We start from the raw sequence: 18,908 nt of genomic DNA on the forward strand, positions 1-18,908 counted from the left end.
GGAACGATGATGGCTGTCTGCATAGGCATAAATCCGATTACCTGGAGCAATGACGACGTGCCCGAGCTGGGCGGGGATACCCCACTCGAGGTCTGCCTTTCCGAAACGGCCGAAGCCGGCTACGCGGGAACGGAACTCGGCGGCAAGTTCCCGCGTGCCAGCAAGGACCTCGCCGTGGCTCTCGCGACCCATGGTCTTAGACTGGTCTCCGGCTGGTACGATGGCCGGATCTGCGAAAAGGAGGTCGAGGAGGAATTCGACGCCATCCTGCCGCATCTGACGCTGCTGCGCGACCTCGGCGCCAAGCACGTCGTCTACGCCGATACGTCGCGTGGCCGCCATGGCGCCATTCACGATCCGATCTCGCAGCGTCCCAAGCTCGCCGACGACGAGTGGAGATCCTACGGCAAGAAGATAACGCGACTGGCTGAACGGTTCGCCGATTTTGGCGTTGGCATGGCCTTTCACCACCACATGGGGACAATCGTCGAGACGGATCACGAGATCGGCAGGCTGATGGCCGGTTCAGGGCAAGCCGTTGGCCTCCTCTATGACACCGGCCATTGCCTGTTTTCCGGCGGCGATGCCGAGACGTTGCTGCGGCATCACATCGGTCGCGTCGTTCACGTGCATTGCAAGGATGTGCGGCCCGATGTGCTGAAGCGCGCTCGCGCCCTGGATATGAGTTTCATGGGCGCGGTGATGGAAGGCATCTTCACCGTGCCCGGCGATGGGTCCATCGACTATCCGACGCTTTTAGGGGTGCTGGCTGACAATGGCTATGCCGGCTGGCTGGTGGTCGAGGCCGAACAGGATCCGAGTAAGGCCCATCCCCTTACCTATGCGACGATGGGCTATCGCAACCTGCACGACCTGGCCCTCAGAGCCGGTTTCGAGGTCGAGGAACGGGAGAACTGATACGCTTAGGGCGCGCTGGGTAGCGGCAATGAGTTCTGTCCTGTACCAAAGTGTGGTCAAGAACTACGGCGCGCTGAACGTCTTGCGCTCGCTTGACCTCGCAGTCCCCGACCACATGTTCCTGGCCCTGCTCGGTCCTTCGGGTTGCGGCAAGACGACGGCGTTGCGCATCCTTGCCGGTCTCGACATGCCGAGCGCCGGCAAGCTCTTCATCGGTGAGCGTGACGTAACCCGGCTGCAGCCGCGCGACCGCGACATCGCCATGGTCTTCCAGAGCTATGCGCTCTATCCGCAGATGACCGTCGCTGAGAACATCGGCTATCCTCTATGGATTCGCGGCATGCCGGATGCCTCGCGCCGCGCCAAGATTGACGAGGTCGCCGCGGTCCTTGAGATCGGCCACCTGCTCGATCGCCGGCCGCGCCAGCTTTCGGGCGGGCAGAGGCAGCGCGTGGCGCTTGCGCGGGCCATCGTTCGCGATCCGGCCGCATTCCTGATGGACGAGCCGCTGTCGAACCTTGACGCACGCCTGCGCCTGACCATGCGCGGCGAGATCAAGCGGCTTTGCCAGCGGCTTGGCGCAACAACCCTCTACGTCACGCACGATCAGGTCGAGGCCTTGACCATGGCCGACTTCGTCGCGGTCATGCACGCCGGTGAACTGCAGCAGATGGCGCCGCCGGCCGATATCTACGACCGCCCGGCCAACCGTTTCGTTGCCACCTTCGTCGGCAACCCGCCGATGAACATTCTGCCGGTCGCGCTTGCTGAACAATGCATCGCAGTCGGCGGAGTAATGGTTCCGATACAGGCGCCCCGGCTGGCGACATGCCGCGCTTCCCGGGCGGTCGAGATCGGGCTGCGGCCCGAAGACATGAGTGTTGCAGCACCCGGCACGCGGGCCGCTCTACCCGGCGAGATCTATGTCGTCGAACCGATGGGCAACGAGACCTTGGTCAATGTCCGCATCGGCAGCGGCAATGTCTCGGTTCGTGCCGGCCGCGACTTCCGGGGGGCGGTGGGCGCCAACATCGGGCTCACTTTCGATGTGTCGAATGCATGCTTCTTCAATTCCGCCGGCCTGACGGCCGTCCACAGGGTCAACAGTGATGGAGAGTGAAATGACGCAGTCCAGCATTAGCAGACTTACTCGCCGTTCCGTGCTCAAGGGGGGAATTGGCCTTGCACTTGCCACGACGGCCCTTACCGCCCTCGGCCTGCCTGTCCCGGCGAGCGCCGCTGGCAAGAAGGTGATCATTGGCGCCTTCGCCGATGGCGGCCTGACGCCGTTCAAACAGAAGATCATCCCACTGGCCAAGGATGCTGGCTTCGACATCGAATTCCTCGAGGATGAATACGGCGTAACGCTCGAGAAGTGGTTCGCCGACGCCAAGAACAGCGCCGGCCAGTACGACCTCTATCTTCTCGACGATCCATGGGTGCCGCAGTTCGGCGCCGCCAATGTGCTCGAGGATCTTGGAGGGGCCGGCATCGATGGCGGCGACAAGGACTGGATCGGCTCGATGATCGACATGGGCTACTGGCCGCCTCAGAAAGGCCCGCGCGTGAAGGGTTTTGAAACCGCCGCGCCGGCGCTCATCTGCGTGCCGTTCGTCGGCGATCTGCAGACGCTGACTTACCGCAACGATGTCTACACAGGCGGTGCGCCGAAAACCTGGGACGAGGTCATCGCCAAAGGCAAGGCAGGCGTGGCGGCGGGCAAGATCAAATATCCGGTCGTCTTCCGCGGCGTATCAGGCAATCCGATCGTGACCAGCTGGTACCCGGTCTTTCTGTCGTTTGGCGGTTCCTTCTTCGACGACAAGTGGAACCCGGTCTTCAATTCCGCCCAAGGCAAAGCCTCGGCCGAATTCTTCGTCGGCACCATGAAGCAAAACGCGCCAAGCGGTGTCGTCGAGTTCGACTCGGACCAGGAAGGCGCGGCGATCCTCGGCGGCGAAGCAGGTGCAATCATCCAATACTCCGGCAATGCGCTGAAGGCCGACGATCCAACGCAGACAAAGGTGGCTGGCAAGCTCGATTTCGGCGTAGTGCCGAAACAGACGGCGGCGATCGCTCAGATGGGCATCTTCATTGCCGGCATTCCGAAATCGGCGCCCAACAAAGCCAACTCGATCGAGTTCCTGAAATGGTATGTCAGCGCCGACGTCCAGGCCAAGCTGTCCGAAGCAGGTTCCATCCCGGTCAAGCGGAGCGCCTTCGGCGTCGCCAAGCCCGGCAACCGGCTGATCCCCGTCGCCTTGCAGCAGCTCGACGCTGGCGCGCTGCCGAGGCCGCGCACGCCAGATTGGGCCAAGGTTGAGGAACTGCTCGGCATCGAGCTCAACAAGGCGCTGCAGGCTGGCTCGGGAGGCGGGGCCGCATTGGACACCGCCGCCAAGCAGGTCAAGGATTACCTGTCGTCAGTCGGCTATTACTGATGCCAAATCGCGGGGCGCAGAACCGCAAGTACCGTCTGCAGGGGGCGGGGTTCGACCTTGCCCTCCCTTATCTCATGCTCGCGCCAGGCGTGCTGATCGTGCTCGGCGTGCTCGTCTATCCCTTGTGGGACGGCCTGCGCGCCAGCACCAAGGCCTATCGTTATGGCTCGGTGGTCGCCGATGCCGGCATGGGGAACTATATAAAACTGTGGAGCGATCCCCAGTTTTTGAATTCGCTTTTGGTGACGGTCAAATTCGTCGCCCTGGCGGTCACCTTCGAGGCAATTCTGGGCTTTGCCCTGGCGCTGTTTTGCCTGCGCGAATTTCGCGGCATTCGCCTGCTGAGAACCATCCTGATTATCCCGATGGTGATAACGCCGGTCGTGGTCGCCATCGTCTTCCGGCTGATCTATGCCAGCGACGCGGGCATGCTGACGGCAGTCTCCGAGTGGATGGGCGGCGGCCAGGTGCAAATTCTCGGAGATCCCGTCAAGGCGTTCATCGGCCTTGTCGTGCTCGACGTCTGGGAATGGACGCCGCTGATGTTCCTGATTCTTTTGGCCGGCCTGCAGTCGCTGCCGCATGAACCCTTCGAGGCCGCTCGCGTCGACGGCGCTGGCGCGTGGCGGGTGTTTGCCGATCTTACCTTTCCTATGATGCGGCCCGTGCTGGCGATCGCCATCGTGCTGCGAACGATTGACGCCTTCGGCACGTTCGACCAGGTGTTCGTGCTCACCCGGGGCGGGCCGGGCGAGGCGACGCGGCTGGTTTCGATCTATGGCTACGACACCGCCTTCAAATTCCAGCAGACGGGCTATGCGGCCGCGCTGTTCGTCACTATCGGGCTCGTCGTGCTTGCGCTGGCCCTGAGCGCCGTGCGGCTTCTGCGCAGGGTCGATGCGTCATGAACAATCGTCTGGCGCGGATCGGGTTGATGAGTGCCGTATTGGCCATCGTGCTCTTGCCCGTCTACTGGCTTGTCTCGACATCGCTTAAGTCCAATCGCGAGATCACCCAGGAAGGCACACTCTATCCACACGGTCCGACGCTGGACAATTATATCAGGTTGTTCACCGATAAGCAGTTCGGCGCCTATCTGACCAACTCGCTGGTGGTGACGTTCTTCTCCGTGACGATCGCCTTGCTCGGCGGCACCCTTGGCGCCTATGCGATCGCCCGCTTCCGCCTGCCTTTCATGATGGAGCGCAAGGTCGGGCTGTTCCTGCTGACGCTGCGCATCGTGCCCCCGGTCGTGATCCTGATCCCGGTCTATCTGCTGATGCTCAAGCTCGGCCTGCTCGACAGCTGGTTGGGTTTGATCGCCACCTACACCGCCTTCAACATCACTTTCTGCGTCTGGATGATGGAGTGCTTCTTTCGGGAGATCCCCGTGGATCTCGAGGAAGCCGCCATGGTCGATGGCGATTCCCGCTTCGGAGCGTTCCGGCGCATCACGCTGCCGCTGGCAGCTCCCGGCCTCGCGGCGACCGCCATCTTTGCCGTGCTTGTCACTTTCAACGAATTCCTGTTCGCTCTGGCGCTGACGGCCACGCCCCGCGCGATGACGATGCCGCGCGGCACCGCCACGCTGATCGGCCGCATCGACACCGACTGGGCCTCGATGTCGGCCGCCGGCGTTATCGGCGCGTTGCCGATCGTCGTCTTCGCGCTGCTGATGCAGCGCCACCTGGTTCGCGGACTCACCATGGGAGCCGTGAAATGACGACCCGGCTGGGCAGCCGCTCACGTCAATCAGTCGCTGTCCCGGCCAGGCTGACGGCCGCCCCGGCACCATGCTGCCTTTTAGGAAAATCAAAGAGATGATCGATGTCTGTCTGTTCGGAGCGGGCCTTATCGGCCAGGTACATGCGGCCAACCTCGCGCGCCACCCCCGCGTGCGCCTGCGCTACATCGTCGATCCGAACCCCGAGGCTGCATCGAAGGTTTCGGCCCTGACAGGGGCCGAGATCGCCGACACCCAGACTGTGATGAACGACCCATCAATCGGCATGGTGTTCATTGCTTCGGCGACGAGAACGCATGCCGACCTGGCCATGGCCGCGGCCGCCAGCGGCAAGGCGATCTTCTGTGAAAAGCCGATCGATCTCGATCTCCAGCGCACCGATCAATGTCTGGCGGCTGTCGAGAAGTCAGCTGTGCCCTTTCAGATCGGATTCAACCGTCGGTTCGACCCGAGCTTTCGGGCGCTGAAGGCGCGACTTGCGCAAGGCGAGATCGGTGCCGTCGAACAGGTCATCATCACCAGCCGGGATCCGGAGCCGGAAACCGAGGAAGCGCTGGCGGGAGGAGGGGGGGTCTTCCGGGAGATGACCATTCACGACTTCGACATGGCACGAAACCTGTTGGGCGAGGAGCCGGTCGAGCTCTTCGCGACCGGGTCGTCGCTTGTCGCGCCGCAATATGCCAAGCTGGGGGACTACGATACCGCGATGTTCGTGCTGCGCACGGCGTCGGGCCGGCAATGTCACATCAATAACAGCGTCAGGGCCGCCTACGGCTACGACCAGCGCGTCGAGGTGCATGGCGCGGACGGGATGCTGAGGGCCGGCAACAGGGTGCCGACATCGGTCGAAATGTCAGGCGCAAAGGCGATATCGCGCGACAAGCCCTACTACTTCTTCGTCGAGCGCTATGCCGAGTCCTACGCGGCCGAGATCGATCATTTCATTACCTGCGTTGAAACGGGGCGACGGCCTGACGTCACGGCAAGCGACGGCCGCAAAGCGATGATCCTATGCGAGGCAGCGCTTGCCTCCGCCAAGTCGGGCCGGTTCGAGACCGTCAGGTTTTAGATCAACCGAAATGAGGAGCTTCCGATGAAGATCGGCATGATTACGGACAGCCTCGGCGACCTCTCATTCGACGAGATGTTAGCCGCCTCCGCCGAGCTTGGGCTTCAGACATTGGAGTTCGCGTGCGGAAACTGGTCGTCGGCGCCCCATATCGACCTGCAAGCCATGCTCGCGAGCGCTGCCGCGCGCAAGGAGTTCGTCGCCAAGATCCGGGATCACGGGCTGACGATTGCAGCGCTCAATTGCTCGGGCAACCCACTGCACCCGGGCCCCCAGGGGAAACTCCATCATGGTGTGACACAGGACACCATTCGCTTGGCCGGCCTGATGGAGATCGACCGTGTCGTCATGATGTCAGGCTTGCCGGGCGGACCGGGCGACGCCAACCCGAACTGGATCATCACCGATTGGCCGCCGGAATGCCTCAAGATCCAGCGCTATCAGTGGGAGGAGCGGATCATTCCCTACTGGCGCGACCTCGTGGCGTTTTCAAAGAACCTTGGCATTCACAAGCTATGCCTGGAACTGCATGGCCATCAGGCCGTGTACAATGTCCAGACATTGTTCAAGCTGCGTGACGCTGTCGGAGAGACGGTCGGGGCCAACTATGATCCCAGTCACCCGCTGTGGATGGGGGCGGATCCGATTGCCGGCATTCGCACGCTCGGCTCGGCCATCTACTATGTCCACGCCAAGGATACCCGGGTCGAGCCCATCGTCGCAGCCATCGACGGCACGCTGGACCCGCGCCCACCACACCTCTATGCCGAACGAGCGTGGAATTACATCACACTAGGATACGGTCACGGTGAGACCTGGTGGCGGCAGTTCTGTACCGCGCTCAAGCAGGTTGGCTACGACGACGTCTTGTCAATTGAGCACGAGGACATGATGCTGACCCCGATGGAAGGTATGCGAAAATCCGTTGCGCTGCTGCGCAACGTCGCAATCAACCTGTCTTAATCGGCGACTTGGCGAAGTTGGCTGCAAGCGCATCGGGCGCGCCCCCGTCATTGGAGCTGACCGCGATGGCAGCCCGGGTTGGATGGCTTGCCGAACGCAATGCCGCGACTGAATACGTCATCCTGGGCCACGGGGTCACTGCCGGTGTGGACAACGAACGGCACGCCGCGAGCTACGAGCGTCTTTGCCAAGGCGGAGCATTCTCCGTCCTTCAACGAGACATCCAGCACGGCGGCGTCTGGTCGGGCTGCCGCCAAAAAGGTTTCACCTTCCGCACATGACGCCAGCACAACCGCGTTGAAGCCACCGTCATTCAGCGCGGCCTCGATATCGAAAGCGATAAGGGCCTCATCTTCCAGGATGAGGACGACGGGTTTTTCCGAAGGCATCCGTATCAGGCAGGCAGGGGTTGGCTAATCGAGTTCTGCACAGTCTTTGGTTGCCATTTTTCCCGTATGCCCCCCATAACAAATGGTGGTATCCAGTCGCAGACAAGGAAGATGATGGTCGTTTCCAGCCGAGCGCGGCTGCGGAAGCCATCGGGCCAATGCACGTCGGGAGTAATCGCCGACCGCTCCGGCAGGGGATCGCTTGCACCAGCCTTGCAGGCGCGCGGATCGGGCCAATGACAATTGCCGCGTTGAGGCCGCTCCGGCAGTGCTCGGCTCCCGGCGACCTCATGCGTGACCGAAGCGGCACGATCCCTTACCGCCGGAATCGAGGCGGCAAGGGCAGCAAAATTGGACAGCACTGCCAAAGCACGCCGCACTGGCTTCACCTCAGGCTGCTTTCCTGATGACTGCCTTGAACGGGTGATCCATGGTGAAGGCGTCTGGACGCACCCCCCGTTCAACCTGGCCCCATGTCACAGGGTGTGCGATGGGAAATCCGAGGCGTGCTCGTGGAGAGAACGCGCCCACGGCCGTGTTGCCTCTCCCGTTGCGAAGGTAATCGATGAAAATACGTCCCGTTCTTGCCGCCGGGGCAGCAGACAGGAGGTAGCGGTGGGGATGAGCATCAGCGAGGCACCGGGCAAGCGATTTGGCGAGTTGCCGGGCGTTGTCGTGGGTCATCTTTGTCTCAAGAGGGGCCATCAAATGGATGCCCTTGCCACCGGTGACCTTGGCCCAACTCTTCAGACCTGAAGCCTCTAGGATGTCACGTAGCGCCAGCGCCGCTTCGATCACCTGCTCCCACTCGACGCCCTCGCCAGGGTCGAGGTCCAGCACGACGCGGTCGGCCCGCTCGATGTCGTCGATGGTGGCGTTCCACGGATGAAGTTCGATAGCATCCATCTCGACCAGCCCGAGTAAACCGGCGAGATCATCCACCCACACCCGCACGCCCTCCCCACCCTCGCGCTTCTGGACGCGCAGCTGATGCACGGCGCCCGGCACATCGGGCAAGGGACCCTTGTGATAGAACGTGGTCCCGCGCGCGTGGCGGACCAGCTTCAGTGGTCGGTGGCCGAGATGGACCAGCGCTTGCTCGGCAACCTGTCCCCAGTAGTGCATAAGGGCTTCTTTGGAAGGCGAGATCGCGTCCGGCAGCAGCTGAAGAACGTTCTCACGGGGAACTGCGTCTCCCTCGGCCCTGTTCCGCCGCTTCGACGGGGCGAGCGGCTTTGCGGGCATCGTGACGAGATCTTCGCGAAGGCCTTTGAATACTGCTTCGCGCAAGATGCCGCGGTCGGTGACGCCGCTGAACTGCACCTCGGCCAGAACGTCCGGCCTAACCCAGGTGGCCTTGGGCTTGTCGATCGGCTCCGACAATGGCGGCTTGTCGACAATCAGCGAGTCCAGTCGCTCCCGGAGCTGTCGCGCGATGCTCAAGCTGTAGCCGCTCTGGGCTTTGCCGGCATAAAGCAGCCGGTCGCCTTCACGCCTGCCGATGTAGAGCGAGGCGATCCGGCGCGGTTGAGCGCCAAGCTTCTCGACGAAAGCCACGACAGGAAAGGTGTCGCTCTTGATGCATTTGACCTTGACCCAGCTTGTCTGAACGCCGGAGCGATAGGGGGAATCGGCAAGCTTTGACACTATGCCTTCCAAGCCCATACGGCAGGCGTGGGCGAACATATCCATGCCGCTCACCTCGAGATGTTCTGCATAGGTTAGCGTCGGCGCTGAACCCATGAGCAGCTTCTCCAAGGCCGCCTTGCGCTTCAAAAGCGGCTGCTGCCGAAGATCGCTGCCGTTGAGATGAAGCAGGTCGAACGCATAGAAGATGAGCCTCGGCGAGGCCGGATTGCCTAGCTCCCGTTCCAAGGCCTGGTAGTCAGGGAGCCCGGTCTCGCCAAGAACGACAGCCTCGCCATCAATGATCGCGGACTTTGCCGGTAGGCTCGCGGCGGTCTCAACGATTCGCTTATACCGATGTGACCAATCGTAACCCCGGCGCGTGAAGGCTCGCGCTGTTGCACCCTCCACAATGAGTTGGGTCCGGTAGCCGTCATACTTGATCTCGTGAAACCAGCTGCCGCCGTCAGGAGCTTTCTCGACCAGCGTTGGCGATTGGAACTCGATGAATGACAGGCGGTATTCGGTCTTGCTCATGCGCACGCGAACTCCTGGAATCGGAGTCAAAACGTGGGACCGCGATGAGTTCCGATAATTTTAGCGAAATTGCATATATCCGGGATGGCGATGTGCCTGCTGACAGACACGTCGCGCGTCTATCCCTATCCTCACAGTTTAACCCAAGGCGCTTTGTACCGTGCGATAGGTCCTGGTAGACCATCCCAGAAGCGGATCAGTTGATCTGAAAAGCTGTTGACGTTGTGGTCTCAGATGCCGTGGCTGCCGCCGCCTCGTCCAGCTCTCGCCGGTTTTCATCCTATTCGTCGCCGGACTGGCGCGTCGGCTCCGCGGCGATGTAGCGACCCCGAACAAGCCTGCCGGGCAGGGCACGCGCGGCCCCTTGTCGCGCAGGGCCTTTTAACGGTCCAGAAGTGTTCATCGCTTATAGCGATCTCATGAAACTGCTGCGACATTTTGCCGAACCGACCGGTCGTCTCTTCCTGATGCGAACGGCTTTGCCCGTCATTGGGCTGACACTGCTCATTGCAGCAGCCGCGACAGGTCTATTGCTTTGGTCCACGATCCAGACTGACCACGTTGCCGCGGCGCGGCAGAAAAGTCTGGTTGGACTGATCACGTCCAAGCTGGAGAGCGCAGTAGCGCACGACCAGGAGAGCGTCACGGTTTGGGACGACGCGGTCAACGCACTGCGCAGCGGCGATGCGAAATGGCTCGATACCAATCTCGGCAGCTGGATGCACACCTATTTCGGTCACGACCAGGCTTATATTCTCGATGCCAATGATGCGCCGGTCTACGCGTTCACCGATGGGTCGACAGCTGACCCGGGCAGCTACCGCGCCATACGCGCGACCACCACGCCCCTGGTCCAGACTTTGAGGGCAAGGTTGAAACGAGGCGATACCGAAGGTGTGACGGAACAGGTGCTCACCATAGGCGCCTCCGATCTGGCCGTTGTCGCCGGCCATCCCGCGGTCGTCAGCATCAAGCCCGTGGTTTCCGACAGTGGCCGCATCGCGCAGGTGCCAGGCCAGGAATTCCTGCATGTGGCCGTTCGCTATCTCGACGGCAGTTTTCTCACCGCCTTGCGCCAAGACTATCTGCTCGATGGCGCGCGGTTCTCCTGGGCCGATAAGCTTGCGTCCGGAGAGGCTTCCTATCCCGTTGTCGACCGATCTGGAACTATCGGCTTCTTCGTTTGGCGGCCGTACCGGCCCGGAGCATTTGTCCTCTTTCAACTCGTGCCCGTTCTCGTCCCCTTGTTCGGCCTGGTGCTGGCGGGCGTCATCATGGCCCTCGTCGGCTTTCGCAGGCGGACACTAAAGCTGATCGAAACCGAGGATCGGATCTACCACCTCGCTCATAACGATCTGCTTACCGCGCTGCCCAATCGCGGTCAGTTCAACGAGCGTCTGGCAGATGCATTGGCGCGCCTGCCGTCGACGGGCGAGCAGCTCGCGGTTCTTTACCTCGACCTCGACCGCTTCAAGCAGGTCAACGACAGCTTTGGCCATCCAGCGGGTGACGAATTGCTCAGGGAATTCGCCGACCGGCTAAGGCGGCTGACGACTGAAGGAGACACGGTGGCGCGTCTGAGCGGCGATGAATTCGTCATCATTCAGCGTTCGGTCGGCGGCGAGGATGAGGTCAAGGCGCTGTGCGAGCACTTGATCGAGTCCGCCCGTCGGCCGTTTCAGGTCGCCGGGATCCAAGTCTTTGTCGGCGTGAGTGTCGGCGTGGCGGTTGCACCCAAGGACGGGTTGGACACGGTCGAGTTGGTGCGGAAAGCCGACGTGGCGCTCTACCATGCCAAAGCGGGGGGCCGCAGCAGCTACGCCTTCTTTGGGCATGAGATGGATCGGACGCTGGCGATGCGCAAAGGCATGGAACAAGACCTGCGCAACGCGCTGGATGCAACCGGTCGGATCCAGGTCCACTATCAGCCCCTATACGACGCTGACACAAACCGGATGACGGGTGTCGAAGCGCTGGCCCGCTGGTCTGATCCGGAGCGGGGCTGGGTTGCACCGGATTTGTTCATACCGCTATCGGAGGAAACCGGTCTGATTGAAAAGCTTGGCGAACTGGTTCTCAGGCAGGCGTGCCTTGACGCGGCGGACTGGCCCATCGAGACCTTGGCGGTGAATGTGTCGGCCCTGCAGCTGAATAATCCCAGTTTCGCCATGCGGGTGACCAGTATCTTGTTGGAGACGCACATGGACCCGCGGCGGCTCGAAATCGAAGTTACCGAAAGCGCTCTGTCGGAGCGCCGGAGCGAATGCCGAAACAACATCGAGGCTCTGCGCAGCATCGGGGTGCGCTTTGCACTCGACGATTTCGGCACCGGCTTCTCCTCCTTGGGAAGACTGCAGACGCTGGAAGTCGACAGGATCAAGATCGACCGAAGCTTCGTGCAGGGCTTTGGTCGTTCCAACGGTGACGAGGCCATCGTTCAGGCGATTATCAACCTGGCCCGTGCGACGGGACTTAGTACAACTGCCGAAGGGGTCGAGACCGAAAGCCAATGCGATTACCTGCGCGAGCTCGGCTGTGACCAGCTCCAAGGCTTTCTACTGTCGAGGCCACTGCCCAAGGGGGAGCTTCAAGAGCTTCTCGGGGTCGTGTCAGCGCGCGCCTCTGCATAGGAAGCCCAGCCGGGCCGAGCCATAGAAGGCTGACCAACGCGCAGCGCAGCGTTCCGGCAATCGATACGGCACTCCTGGCCGGGGGTAGTCTGTCCCGCGTCCCGCCTGCGGCGGCGCCATGCTGACGCTCCTTAGGCTACCCTTTTAACCGGTCTCGTCGTTGCAGTCGGTCCCGCGTCGCGCCTGCGGCGCCGCAAGGGCTGACGCTCCTACGGCTGCCCCTTGCATCAGTTGGCCGCTGGCGAGCCCGAGGTGACCGACCTCGCTGGACGCCGCTGGCAGCGCGTAGCCGATCCGTTGAACTTGAGGAGCGGCCGAGGAGTCGGTGCTGCGCATTGGCGACGGGACAACGAGGTTGCTGACGTTCTGCATGGTTCGACACAGAGCGAGCCGCCTGTCTCTAAAAACGCAATTCGGCTGGCCGCCATGTAACCGACCCTCAGCAGCCCTGGACCTTCAGTGATTTGACCATGCGAATGATAAGCGGATCATAAGGGACCTTCTCGGTGCGAGCATAGTTGACGGTAAACAATGCAGCTCTGTTCCGGCAAATCTTGATAGCCCGGACATAAAGGATCTGGCCCTCCTTCACTCCTGAATAGCTGGCCCATTGCGGCGTCACTCGCTTATAGGTCACCTTCCAGCCGTCGTTCTCGTTCACGGCAATGCGATGCTCGATCTCGGTGCGAAAGCTTGCCTTGCCGAGTTGCGCCCCCCAGACGGCAAGAAATGCTTTGTGTCGGCCTTCGAAGGCTGCCCCTTGATCGGTGCGTTGGGCAAGTACAAACCCCGGGGGAACGTCGAATACGAACCCGAGATGCTTGATGCCAAAGCCCTCCCATTGCGCCGCACCCAGCAGTGTTGTGGGGATCATCATGGCGCCCAAACTGAGCAGAAAAAGGGGGAGACGTTTCATGGGTGTAATCCTGTCGTCGTGTGGCCTGCGCCTGACAGCGCAGGCCGGCCTGGCGGAGGGCCGCCACCCGCGGCTCCAAAGCCAGCGGACCTTTTCAAATCTGACTTGGCGCTCTTTGTTCCATTAGGAATCAAGAATATGCCGGGCACCCGCGTCGGGGCCTAATGGCGCGCGCCAGTTACAGGTAGCGCTGCCGGCCGGCACCGGCAGCGGCCGGGTTGCCGCGCTGCGCCAAGGTGACCGCTCCAGGAGCCACGGATCGCGCCTCGACGAAAACGGACATATCCACACTGTGTGCGTTGCTGACGAGAAGTGCTGCCGAAATCATTGGTCATCGCTGCCGCTTGCGTGCTGCGCCCGGCAAGGGAAGCGGCGCCGCGGTCTCGTCTGCCTCGCAAACCCGGCACAAATGCGCATCACGCCCGCGCCCTTGCCTGCCTTGCTCTTCGCGGCCTCCGGTCCCTGTCCAGAGAATATTGGGCGGACTCGAAACAGGGAGCGCGACAAGGTGCGCGAGCGAAGATGGAAAAAGTAAAGCTTGAAGAGCTGAAGGACAAGGTGCCCTGCGCCGCCGTGCTTGAGCACGCGGGCTTCGCCCTCGATCTCAAGGAAAGCACGCGCAAGGCGATGAAATATCGCCGCGACGCATCAATAATCATTGTTATCCACGAGGGCAAGGGCTGGTTCGACCCGCTCTCGGATGCCAAGGGAGATGTCTTCGGGCTGCTTGAGCATCTCGAGGGCATTCCCTTCGTCACGGCGATCAACGAAGTCGCGGACCTCGTTGGTATCGCGGTTACCGCGCCGGTGTGGCAGCGCAGCTTCCGTCAGCGGCAGCCCGAACTGTCGATAGCGGCTCGCTGGCAGGCCCGGCGCAAGCCATGGCTCGGATCGGCGACTTGGCGCTACCTGCGAGACGGTCGCCATCTCCCCGAGCCGATTCTGCGCGCCGCGGTTATGGCCGGTCTCCTGCGCGAGGGGCCGCATGGCAGCATGTGGGCGGCGCACACTGATGCAGATGGCTCCGTCACCGGCTGGGAAGAACGTGGACTGCACTGGCGCGGCTTTGCCACCGCCGGTGCCAAGGTACTGTTCCGCTTCGGCCGCCCGGAGGCGTCCCGCCTCTGCGTCACCGAGGCGGCCATCGACGCCCTAAGTCTCGCTGCGCTGGAACAGCTTCGTCCCGACACTCTGTACCTCAGCACGGCCGGTGGCTGGTCGCCGGGTACGCACGCAGCGATCCACGCGCTTGCTGTCAGGGCAGGTGTCCAACTCGTCGCCGCCACCGACAACAATGCCCAGGGCGAGATCTATGCCGGCAGGGTTCTAGCGCTCGCCGAGGCGATCGGATGCAGCGCCGAGCGGCTGCGCCCAGAATTAGACGACTGGAATGCCGACCTGACATGAAGGCGCAAAAGGATGGGGAGGAGCGGTCTTGACCCCTCCGGTCGCGGTGGCAGCCGCAGGAAGCTGTCCGGAAGGGCTGAAGAAGATGGTGAGCCATAGGGGATGTGCCTGCATGAAGCCGGCCATGAGCCGCGGAGTGGTCGCGATCCGGGTCCGCCGCACTTGCTCGCCAGGCCCAGCTCTGCGCTCCACCGCCATCGAGCGCCCCGAGATCGGTGCGGGTCTTCGACCGGCCCGGCGACTATGTCGAACTCGTTCATATCGGCCCCGCGTCGCGCAGCCGCCAAGCATGGCTCTTGGAGCTTGGCTATCCGATTGGGTGACCAAAGCGTCTCGTAGCCGCGCCGTCGAGGCGGAGTTGCGGGGCCCGTTCACACCCTTCCTGGCGGAGCGGCAGCCGGAGATTGACGCGTTGCCGCGGCTAGCTGGCGCGGCGGACAAGCAATCGCCAACAGTTGTCGACCTGCAGGGCGAGGCGGGGATATCTGCGAGCAGGTGGAGCGATGCAGTTGTTCGCGCGAGACCTGGCGCGCTGCCGGCGATACCGCATCCGGCAAGCACACCGGCACCGTCTTGGTAAGGGTGCTCGCGGCACGATGGGACAGGTCCAGCCCGCTGGTCAGGCACATGGTCTTGAGCGCCTGTCCTTCCCTTTCCGTTTCGATAACTAGGCCCGTGCCGGTCCTCCCCGGGCTTGAAGCGGTCCTGAACCGGCGGTCGTTCACTTCAAGGCCGCGTTCCGCGCCGCGCGGCGGCCGGAGCGATCCAGTCTCGGCATAGCAGCCCCGCGTCCCGCGCGACGGCTGGGAAGGAGCCCTGCTTGGCCGCAAACCTGCCCTGCTCGCCTCGGTCCACCCGGACCTTGAAGCGAACGCCGCTCGGCCGGTTCTGTGGGTCCGCGCCCGAGGGCGGGCCGGCACGGAGCCGGTCTGCGCTTCGGAAACCGAAGAAAGGATGTGTCATGATCAAGAAAGCTGCCAATCCTCGCTCTACCGCTCGCGTGGTGCCGCTGCGCAAGGCAACCACCTTGCAGATGGTGCGGTTCGCCTGCCCCGATGCCGCGCAGTGCTCTCTCGTTTCCGAGAGCTTCGGCCTGCCTGTCCTCGACAGCGACGGCATCCGCGACCTGCACGAAAAGCTGATCGTCGACACCGCAGCAGCGCTGGACGAGGGGCTTGGCGAGCGCGCCATGCAGATCCACCTGCAGCGCGTCGTCGGGGCCTTCGTCGGGTCCGCCTACGGCGCCGGCCAGTTCTACAGCCGAGCGGTCTCCCAAGCTCGCGACGCAACCGCCAAGTCCGCCTGTGACGATCGGGACGAAGATGTCGGTGGTCCCGTTGGTTTCGACAGCGCCGCCCAGCGCCAGCGCGAGTTCGCTGCGGACATGGCACTCCAGGCCCACGCTTTGCGCATGGCCGCCGAGGGGGCCATCATCGCCTATGAGCACGTTGTTGGCGAGGTCTGGAAGCCTTTCGAGCGGTCGGTCGAGAACTCTGGCCCCACAGTCGACCGCAAGGCGGCCGAGCTGCAGATGGCAGCTCTCGGGTAGGCGCCTTCAGGGCGGGGCTCTGCCCCGCTCTTCGCTTGCCGCGCCCCAACTTCTCCCGCCTGCCTCGGCGGGGGAGGTCTACTGAACCCGGGACCCGCCAACTCAACGGATGTTCCTAGGGCGACCCGTTGGCTCGAGTGTTGGTGGCGCATGCGGATTTGCCTCAAGGATCGATAAAGATGGGCCAGGCACTACACAGCCGTTGAGAGATCACGTTGCCGCCGCAATTCCAACGCTGCTCAGCTTGGGTCCGGCAGGTCGCCCGGCCGCGCCAAATGTCCGACAGAATGGCCGCCGCGGTCACGCTGCCGATCCATGGAGCCGCCTTCAGGCCAGTGACATCGGATGCGACCGAGCACTGCCGGCCCGGACTTGAGCAATCCAATCCCGCTCTTTCGTGATGGCTTTCCTGGTGCGGCGCGGTCTTCCACGATCAACCCGCAAGGGGTCCGCTAGCAAGCTGCGGCCGCTCGGCTGTCGCCTCGCGATGATCGCGCCCGCCGCCGCACCCCGACGCAGCCATTGAGCGGGGATTGGCCCGCTCCAAGATGGAGCCCTCAGATGTCGCACGATCTCACTCTTGCCCAGAAGGCCGCCTGGCATCTCGCCCGCACCCTCATGGCCCCAGTCGTTCTCTTCCAGGTCGACGCCGAATTCGGCATCCTGCCCGCCGACGAGCTCGATGACGCAGAGGTCGAAATCCTCTGCGAATACGATCCCTACCGGGGCGGCCGTGCGATTCGCTGAGCCGACCCTTCTTGCGAGACGTATCGAGGCGGCGCCCAGCGCCGCCTCTTTCGCGCCCCGTCTTTCCCGCGGTCCTGGCGCAGCAAGACAGTCAGCGCAACGGCTGCGCCGTCCTTCGCTGGCGCTATGGCCCTGCGGGTGCGCTGCCCGTCTTCCTTCGCCACCGGCGGACCGTGACGGGGCCGCGATCGGCGCGGCCTCCAAAACCAGAGGTTCAGAGAGATGAGCAGAAAAGGGCCGCGCGTCGACATCTATGCGCGGATCACCGATCGGATTGTCGCCGATCTCGAGAGGGGCGTCCGCCCCTGGATGCAGCCATGGCACTGCGCCACCGCCGTCGGTCGGGTGACCCGACCGGTACGGCATAACGGCATGCCCTACAACGGCATGAACGTGTTGTTGCTGTGGTCAGAGGCAATCGCGCGGGGCTTATCCAGCCCGATGTGGATGACCTTCAAGCAGGCGCTCGAGCTCGGCGGGGCGGTGCGCAAGGGAGAGTCGGGCACCCTGGTGGTCTTCGCAGGCCGCCTCACCAAGACGCAAATCGACGCCTCGGGCGAGGAGTTCGACCGCGAGATCCCGTTTCTCAAAACCTACAGCGTCTTCAACGCCGGCCAGATCGAGGGTCTGCCCGACCAGCTTTATGAGCGGGTTGAGCCGGTTCGTGAGCCGGTCGAGCATATCGTTCACGCCGACCGCTTCTTTGCCAACACCGGTGCGGTCATCCGACACGGCGGCGATCGCGCTTACTTTTCGCCTGCGACCGACCATATCCAGATGCCGCCGCTCCAAGCCTTCCGCGATGCGGCGGCCTATGTCGCGACGCTCAGCCACGAGGCCACACATTGGACATCGGCGCCGCAACGGGTGAACCGCGACCTCAGCCGGTATGCCAAGGATCGCAGCGAGCGGGCGCGGGAGGAGCTCATTGCCGAACTTGGCAGCTGCTTCCTTTGCGCGGATCTGGGCATCGCGCCGGAACTCGAGCCGCGGCCGGATCACGCGAGCTATCTCGCCTCCTGGCTTCAGGTCCTTGCCAGCGACAAGCGGGCGATCTTTTCCGCTGCCGGTCATGCACAGCGAGCCGTCGCCTTCCTGCACGATCTTCAGCCCGCGCCCTCAATGCCACCGGACTGAGCCATCGCTTCGCGGCCCCTCCGAGATACCCGCATTATCACGGTCACACTTGCCGGGCCTCAGGATCGCGCCTGGATATTGGACATAGCATCGCCAGCGGTGGTTTTGGCCTCGCCGAGGGTCCTCTGCTCCACGCAGTTACCAGAGGAGCGTCCACTACGGCCTTTCTTGGTGGCGTATCTCACACCGCGTCCAGCTGCTGCGCAGCCCGACTTCGATCCCGCAACAGCCATGCCGACCTTCTTCCCCGCCGTGCTGCGCGCGGCTTCCTCGCGCGCCAAGAAGCTCGGCGCTGCGCTGCCTTCCACTCGCGTTTTAGCCCTGCGGGTGCGGGCCGGTCGCGTGGTGCCCTGCGATCGCCATCAAGGCCGCGATGGTCGCGACCTGATACAGCAAGGAGAAAACCCATGGCTCAGATCGGCACTTTCACTCGCAACGAAGACGGCTCGTTTGTCGGAGTTATCAAGACGCTCAACCTCAACATCAAGGCCCGCCTGATCGAGGCCGAGAAGGAAAGCGATAAGTCGCCCGACCTTCGGGCCCTCGCAGGGACCATCGAGATTGGCGCCGGCTGGAAGAAGGCAGCCAAGGAAACCGGCCGAGAATACCACTCCGTCAAGCTTGATGATCCAAGCTTCCCCGCTCCGATCTACGCGAGCCTGGTCGAGAATGACGAGGGATACGCTCTCATATGGTCGCGCTGAGGCGGCCACGCATTGGACGCGGCGCTCCCCCGGGGCGCCGCGATCCTGCGAAGGGACAAGGCGAGAACTCCGGCGGCGAAAGCTCGACCGCAAGCCTGCTCATCCGACGGGTCGCGAGCCCTTTGTGGCGA

16 protein-coding genes are annotated in these 18,908 nt (G+C 63.0%); 13 read left to right on the plus strand and 3 right to left on the minus strand.

The window, feature by feature from the left end; genetic code table 11:
* Positions 1-9 precede the first annotated feature (9 nt).
* The 7 genes from iolE (at position 10) to LB557_RS06255 (ending at position 7,135) form a co-directional block, all read left to right on the plus strand.
* Positions 10-918 (plus strand): myo-inosose-2 dehydratase, encoded by a 909-nt coding sequence (iolE, locus tag LB557_RS06225; protein WP_140620461.1) that lies wholly within the window; start codon positions 10-12, stop codon positions 916-918.
* A gap of 28 nt (positions 919-946) precedes the next feature.
* Entirely contained in the window at positions 947-2,038 is a 1,092-nt protein-coding gene (locus tag LB557_RS06230) for an ABC transporter ATP-binding protein (protein ID WP_224643184.1), read from the plus strand.
* A 1-nt stretch (position 2,039) separates the two neighbouring features.
* Positions 2,040-3,359, plus strand: a complete 1,320-nt coding sequence (locus LB557_RS06235) for an extracellular solute-binding protein (protein ID WP_181174557.1) — start codon at positions 2,040-2,042, stop codon at positions 3,357-3,359.
* Positions 3,359-4,267 (plus strand): carbohydrate ABC transporter permease, encoded by a 909-nt coding sequence (locus tag LB557_RS06240; protein ID WP_224643185.1) that lies wholly within the window; start codon positions 3,359-3,361, stop codon positions 4,265-4,267. Before LB557_RS06235 ends, LB557_RS06240 begins: the two co-directional genes overlap by 1 nt.
* A complete protein-coding gene (locus LB557_RS06245; protein ID WP_224713029.1) occupies positions 4,264-5,082 on the plus strand; it encodes a carbohydrate ABC transporter permease in 819 nt (272 codons plus the stop codon). Before LB557_RS06240 ends, LB557_RS06245 begins: the two co-directional genes overlap by 4 nt.
* 97 nt (positions 5,083-5,179) lie before the next feature.
* Entirely contained in the window at positions 5,180-6,172 is a 993-nt protein-coding gene (iolG, locus tag LB557_RS06250; protein ID WP_140620452.1) for an inositol 2-dehydrogenase, read from the plus strand.
* A 24-nt stretch (positions 6,173-6,196) separates the two neighbouring features.
* Entirely contained in the window at positions 6,197-7,135 is a 939-nt protein-coding gene (locus tag LB557_RS06255; protein ID WP_140620450.1) for a sugar phosphate isomerase/epimerase family protein, read from the plus strand.
* Positions 7,136-7,182: 47 nt separating this feature from the next.
* Here LB557_RS06255 and LB557_RS06260 read toward each other — a convergent pair whose 3' ends face one another.
* Both LB557_RS06260 and ligD read right to left on the minus strand, forming a co-directional pair.
* Positions 7,183-7,524 (minus strand): response regulator, encoded by a 342-nt coding sequence (locus LB557_RS06260; protein WP_224643187.1) that lies wholly within the window; start codon positions 7,522-7,524, stop codon positions 7,183-7,185.
* A gap of 390 nt (positions 7,525-7,914) precedes the next feature.
* Positions 7,915-9,687 carry a DNA ligase D gene (gene ligD / locus LB557_RS06265; RefSeq protein ID WP_224643188.1) on the minus strand — a complete coding sequence of 591 codons (1,773 nt, stop codon included), beginning with the start codon at positions 9,685-9,687 and terminating at the stop codon, positions 7,915-7,917.
* 419 nt (positions 9,688-10,106) lie between these two features.
* Here ligD and LB557_RS06270 point away from each other — a divergent pair, with 419 nt between their 5' ends.
* A complete protein-coding gene (locus LB557_RS06270; RefSeq protein ID WP_140661270.1) occupies positions 10,107-12,317 on the plus strand; it encodes a putative bifunctional diguanylate cyclase/phosphodiesterase in 2,211 nt (736 codons plus the stop codon).
* A 439-nt stretch (positions 12,318-12,756) separates the two neighbouring features.
* Here LB557_RS06270 and LB557_RS06275 read toward each other — a convergent pair whose 3' ends face one another.
* Positions 12,757-13,233, minus strand: a complete 477-nt coding sequence (locus tag LB557_RS06275; protein WP_140620442.1) for a hypothetical protein — start codon at positions 13,231-13,233, stop codon at positions 12,757-12,759.
* Between the two features lie 522 nt (positions 13,234-13,755).
* On the opposite strand from LB557_RS06275, the gene LB557_RS06280 reads away from it, so the two are divergent.
* From LB557_RS06280 to LB557_RS06300, 5 genes are all read left to right on the plus strand, one after another.
* The gene (locus LB557_RS06280) at positions 13,756-14,640 is read left to right on the plus strand and encodes a DUF3991 and toprim domain-containing protein (RefSeq protein ID WP_140716091.1); all 885 of its coding nucleotides are present in this window, start codon (positions 13,756-13,758) and stop codon (positions 14,638-14,640) included.
* Positions 14,641-15,601: 961 nt separating this feature from the next.
* Entirely contained in the window at positions 15,602-16,189 is a 588-nt protein-coding gene (locus LB557_RS06285) for a hypothetical protein (protein ID WP_140620438.1), read from the plus strand.
* Between the two features lie 561 nt (positions 16,190-16,750).
* Positions 16,751-16,936: a hypothetical protein gene (locus LB557_RS06290; protein ID WP_140620436.1), complete on the plus strand. Its 186-nt coding sequence runs from the start codon at positions 16,751-16,753 to the stop codon at positions 16,934-16,936.
* A 222-nt stretch (positions 16,937-17,158) separates the two neighbouring features.
* Positions 17,159-18,073, plus strand: coding sequence for an ArdC family protein (locus LB557_RS06295; protein WP_224643189.1), 915 nt, complete (start codon positions 17,159-17,161; stop codon positions 18,071-18,073).
* Between the two features lie 407 nt (positions 18,074-18,480).
* On the plus strand, positions 18,481-18,777 hold the full coding sequence (locus LB557_RS06300) for a DUF736 domain-containing protein (protein ID WP_140716087.1): 297 nt from the start codon (positions 18,481-18,483) through the stop codon (positions 18,775-18,777).
* Positions 18,778-18,908: the final 131 nt, after the last annotated feature.

Source organism: Mesorhizobium sp. BR115XR7A (assembly GCF_020165315.1).
GTDB classification, from domain to species: domain Bacteria; phylum Pseudomonadota; class Alphaproteobacteria; order Rhizobiales; family Rhizobiaceae; genus Mesorhizobium; species Mesorhizobium australicum.